General features: G+C 38.4%; 3 protein-coding genes. All 3 read right to left on the bottom strand.

The window, feature by feature from the left end; genetic code table 11:
• Positions 1–4615, bottom strand: a 4615-nt coding sequence (locus tag NC796_RS26380) for a leucine-rich repeat domain-containing protein (RefSeq protein ID WP_310688868.1), incomplete at its 3' end; no start/stop codon positions are given.
• Positions 4616–4687: 72 nt separating this feature from the next.
• Positions 4688–5116: a hypothetical protein gene (locus tag NC796_RS26375; protein WP_310688866.1), complete on the bottom strand. Its 429-nt coding sequence runs from the start codon at positions 5114–5116 to the stop codon at positions 4688–4690.
• A 14-nt stretch (positions 5117–5130) separates the two neighbouring features.
• Positions 5131–5298, bottom strand: coding sequence for a T9SS type A sorting domain-containing protein (locus NC796_RS26970; protein WP_409070428.1), 168 nt, complete (start codon positions 5296–5298; stop codon positions 5131–5133).
• Between the last annotated feature and the right edge of the window lie 11 nt (positions 5299–5309).

Raw genomic sequence — 5309 nt, 5'->3', positions numbered from 1 at the left:
CGGTAGGGTTGGAAATGATATTCCATCCCGAATGAAGTGGAATGCTGTAGGTTCCCTGCTCGGAGAGCTCGACCGCCACCACGGAGGAAGAGTCCACTAACGGTTGGTTGGCCAGCACCCAAAACCCACGGCCGGGGCCGAAGGTAAACCCTTCGGGATCCTCCCGGTAGGATACAAGGCTGTCACCGGTGGGGCTTTGCCGGTAGGCCGTCCATCCCGTCCCGGGCTCTCCCGGCAACAGGTCTGCCAAGGCGGTCTGTTGGCGGCCGGGTAGGCCCACCAACTTGTAATCGGTGCTGCGGGCCGCCTCCCCAAACGACTGGGTCAAGTGATAGATGATATTTTTAGATCGAGTAGTAAATTGAAATCGGTCAGACCATGCCCCAGCACCAACTTGACTTATCCCACGAACTCTCCAATAATAGGTTGTTTGTTTTTTTAAGTTTTTGATATAAAATGAATTATTATCAGAGATATATTCTTGGAGTGAATTTTCTGTAAAGCTTGAATTTTTCGAAATTTGGATTTTGTAACTCTTCGCTTTATCAACTGTATTCCAAAACAGATTTGGACTACTAAATACATTTTGTGCATTATCCAGTGGTTGAAGAAGCTCTACTTGGTTGGGTAAAGGATCGGGCTGATTGCTCGCATCTCCACCGGACAAAACAGCGTAAGCACCCGGTATTCTTATTTCCAAACTGGCAGCACTATTAGAACGATTAATAGTACCGCTCTTACTTCTCCATTTGCCATCACTCCCCCTTCTATATACTTTTAATTCTTCATTGGAAGGAGGCTCGTTAAGCTTGAATGTCAAAATAGCTGGTTTTGAAAAAGTATGCGTATTTGTCTCTACATTTAATACTGATGAATGTGGTTTTAGTGATGGTTGATCTATACTTGCAAGTTCGTTGTACGAAACCGTGCTAATGTCTACAAAGACATTATCTCCATCAAATGCATTTTCGGGAATTTCTAATTTTGCTAGAGTACCAGCAGCTAAATCTGTTGTTGATATTTTTTCTTTTGTTTTCTTATTATTTTCATCGATTTGGAGTATTTTCAAGGTTTTAGGTTTTAGTCCAGTAAATGCACCTTGAGCATTTCCCTGAAGGCTTTCAAGACTGGTTCCCGACAAGCTAATGGATTCTGACCATTTATTTGGATCTCCAGAAAAATTGGGTAATTCAGATATAGATATTTCTGCATAGTACCCAAATTGATCATTATTGCTATTAATCTCTTCTGACTTAAATTCTTTTCCTCCAATTATTACCACTGGTGTGGCCTGGCTGGTAGAACCTGATTCATAAAATTGTTTATCCGATTCTACCGATAAATTTAAAGAGGAAGGATTTTCATTATCATCAAAAGATACATTTGTAAAATCAAGACTGGGATTACCTGAACGGGTAATGGCTAAATCAATTTCTATTTTATCATTTGCTGATTGATATAAAACATTTTGAGCCTGATTTACCTTGATTTGTCCATTTAGATTTCTATAAGGAGAACTAGTTGTATTCTCCAGAATCCATGTTGAAGCCTGAGTCGAAAAATCAGATAAGTCATTCGTAAGCTGTGCACTTTCCAACGCTATTTTTGCAGGATCAAAACTTGCTTTGGAGAATTCCTTTAAAATACTCGATGGACCTGAAAAAATCCCTTGAGCACTAAGCAATAATGAGCCCAAATCTTCTGAATTTCTCACGGTCTTGTCATACTGATCATCTCTATAAGTTCTTCTGAACAAAGTTTCAAATGGGTCACTTTTCATTATCGCAGGTACTACCACATCATTTGCAAAGTGGGTAAAAATGGGAACACAAGCTGCTGTAGAGCTACCTAAAGTCGGCGCAGCCCCAGCTATGCCACCTATACAAACTGCACCTTCTGCAAAATAGGAAACGACATTTGCCCAATCTGTATCGATAAGATCAATAACCCCCATCGTTCCCGGTATACTTCCTTTTTGCCTTTGTGAATTGGTAATTGGTGGGGGCATGGTCTGTTGAAAACGCTCCGGTAGATTTTCCAAAACGGATACAGTTCGGGTTCTATAGGCTTCATAACCTCTCTTAAGCCAACCACTTGACCTGTCTTTATTTATTAAAAATTCTTCCTCGGTAGGCCCCCGATATGTCATCATATAGAACTCAAAAAAAGTGTCGTTAATTTCCCGACCTAAACTGATTGGATCAGATGGGTAAGATTTTCCAGATACGATCAAATCAGAGAAAGGATTACTACTACTAGTATCAATTCGCATAGAAATGATATTCTCATTTGTCCCTGCTTCTTCAGCCAGCATATTATTTATTTTTTGATAGGTATCCTCTCCGTTATGCAAAGAAAGGGCAAAAGGAATAGCAGTACTAGTACCACTTATATTAAACCAAAAAGGACGAACAACTGTTGGCTTAGACTCTGTGTCTATAGAGGTACTATCTGAGGGATATATGAAGGTACCATTACTGTTTGTTGTTACCGTATCTATACCACTTTCTCTCTGATCAGGTGCATAGTTAAAAGAATTATAAACCCTAACTTGTTGATTGGAAACCGGATTACCCTCTTGATCGGTAACTAGTCCCTTAAATCGTACCAAAGAGCCAGTTAATACCCCAGTAATATCTGCAGGTTTATAGTTGTCAAAAGTCTGTTTACTTTGCTGCCTAATTAGTACTTCTGAAATTTGGATATCAGTCGCAGAAATATTAGAGTCTGAACAAACTATATTAGTGCTTTCTACAGATTCTAAATCGTTAAGCCAGGTTTGAAATTTTTGAGTTGAAGGTTCACACAACTCTGTTTTATCAAACCAAAAATAATCTAAAGCTTCGAGCTTTGTAAGCTCCAAGGGAATATTTCCCGATAATTTATTATCATCAAGAAATAAGGAATTTAGATTCATCAATTTACCTAGCTGAGGAGGAATCTCTCCTGATAGTTCATTGCTTGACAAATCCAACCAATATAGACTATCCAATTCACCAATCTCAGGTGGGATACCGCCAGATAGCTGATTAAATTTAAGTGATAACCCTTCTAATCTTGTTAACTTTCCCAATTTAGAGGGGATATTTCCGGTTAATTTGTTTTCGCCTAAGTACATGCTCCCAAGATTTGTCATTTGGCCTAACTCTGGGGGAATTATTCCAGTTAACTGATTTTTATAAATTAACAAAGCCCCCAGATTTTTTAGCTCTCCTAACTCGGAGGGAATATTACCCGATAGCTGATTCTGTCCAAGTGATAAAACTTCCAAATTTGTAAATTTGCCAAACTCAGGAGGTATTTTCCCTTCCAGCTTATTGGAGTTAAGGTTCAAATGTTCTAGATTTTCCATTTGAATAAGCTGAGGGGGCAGCCTACCATCTAATTTATTCACAGGCAAAGATAACTCTTTTAATTGGGATAACTTTCCAAGCTCAGAAGGGATATTGCCCGTTAGTTGATTACCACCCAGGTGAAGTCGATGCAATTTGTTTAGATTACCAATTTCTGGAGGAATCACTCCCGTTAGTTCATTAGCTGAGAGTTCCAAAATTTCCAAGCTTGTCATTTTATCGATTTGAGGAGATATTTCTCCTGATAGTTGATTATTTGACAAAGCCAGCAAATATAGACTATCCAATTCACCAATCTCAGGTGGTATACCACCTGAGAGCTGATTAGATTCAATATCCAAAAATGCTAATTTTGTCAATTTTCCTAATGTAGAAGGGATTTTACCAGTCAGCTCATTACTATCAAGTTTTAAACGGTATAAATTTTTTATTCTACCGAATTTAGGCGGTATGTTACCATTCAATTTGTTTTTTGAAAGGACTAAAGACCGTAGATTAATTAGTTGTCCAAGCTCAGAAGGAATATTGCCCCTCAGCTGATTACCACTCAAATAAAGTCGACGTAAACTGTTCAGTTTGCCAATTTCAGGAGGAATATTACCCGTCAGCTTATTATTGTTTAAATACAGCCAATGCAAGCTGTTTAGGTTCTCAATTTTGGTGGGAATCACTCCTGTTAGCTTATTATGATTAAGATTCAAATGTTCCAGGTTTGTCATTTCTCCAATTTCAGACGGAATATTACCTGTTAATTGATTACCACCACCAAGCCTCAATTCTACCAAATTTTTGAGCTGACCAAACTCTGTAGGAATATCCCCAGATATTTTATTGTAAGAAAGATTCAGGTACGTTAGCTTCTTCAATTTTCCAAGTTCATATGGTAATACTCCAGATAAATTATTTTCTGAAAGAGTAAGCCCTGAAACGCGTTGATCTTCAATAGTGACACCGAACCATTCATTGACTGGATCTTTTAACCAACCGCTGTTGTTAGTCCAATTCTGTCCATTTGTACTCTTGTAAAAAGAGACTAAAGCCAAAGAATCTTGTTCATTTACAAATTGATTTGATTTTTCCCCCTCACTTGTGTCATATGACTTGTTCTTACTTAATAACTCGCCATTTTTGCTTGTTAGGAGTGCCATACTTTGTTCAGTAAATTGATATTTATCGATATTTACTGAACTTATTTCTCGAGCTTTCAGTGTTGTACTTGAAAGTGTTGCTACTGATAATAAAAGCAATAATAGGCGGGTCATGAGATTCAGATATTAGATTTGGAAACTTTTTATCTGATAATTGGATATATAGAGCAGAATCAATTTAAGGTTTTAGGGATCATCAGGAGGGGAAGGAAATGGTGTTTTACTAATCTCAATTGATAACTGACTTTCATTATCATTTTCATCAACAGCCGTAACACGGTAAAAATAAGTAGTGCCATTCTTTACCTGTTTGTCATCAAAATTGACAATGTTACTTTGGATTAAGCCACCAATTCTGTTTGCATTTTTTTTATTTGAAAATGAATTTTGAGAGCGATAAATATTATACCCCTCTAAATCCGACGCTGAGGAGGGATCCCATACTAAACTGATTTCACCATCTTTTGATATCCCTTTTAATCCCGTTGGTGCTGAGGGTGGTTTTTCATCACCATTTGTACCAAATAGACTACATGCAGTATTGCTCAAGAAAAAAGAAACTAATATTATTAATACTACAAACTTTTGTGGATAGTTAATTAGGTATCGTCTCATAATTAGGAACCTCTTTATTTAATCAGGGTCAGTCGTCCGGTTTCCAGGACTTGTCCTATTTGGAGGCGGAAAAAGTACACCCCACTGGCCAGCGATTCCGCCTGGAAGGTCGCCTGCTTCCGGCCCGGGGCTTGCTGCTGGTCGACCAGGGTGGCCACTTTTCTTCCCAGCACGTTGTACACTGCCAGTTGCA

The sequence above is a fragment of the Aliifodinibius sp. S!AR15-10 genome (assembly GCF_031569985.1).
GTDB lineage: Bacteria > Bacteroidota > Rhodothermia > Balneolales > Balneolaceae > JAMQKA01.
This window is presented reverse-complemented; position numbering and strand designations above follow the sequence as displayed.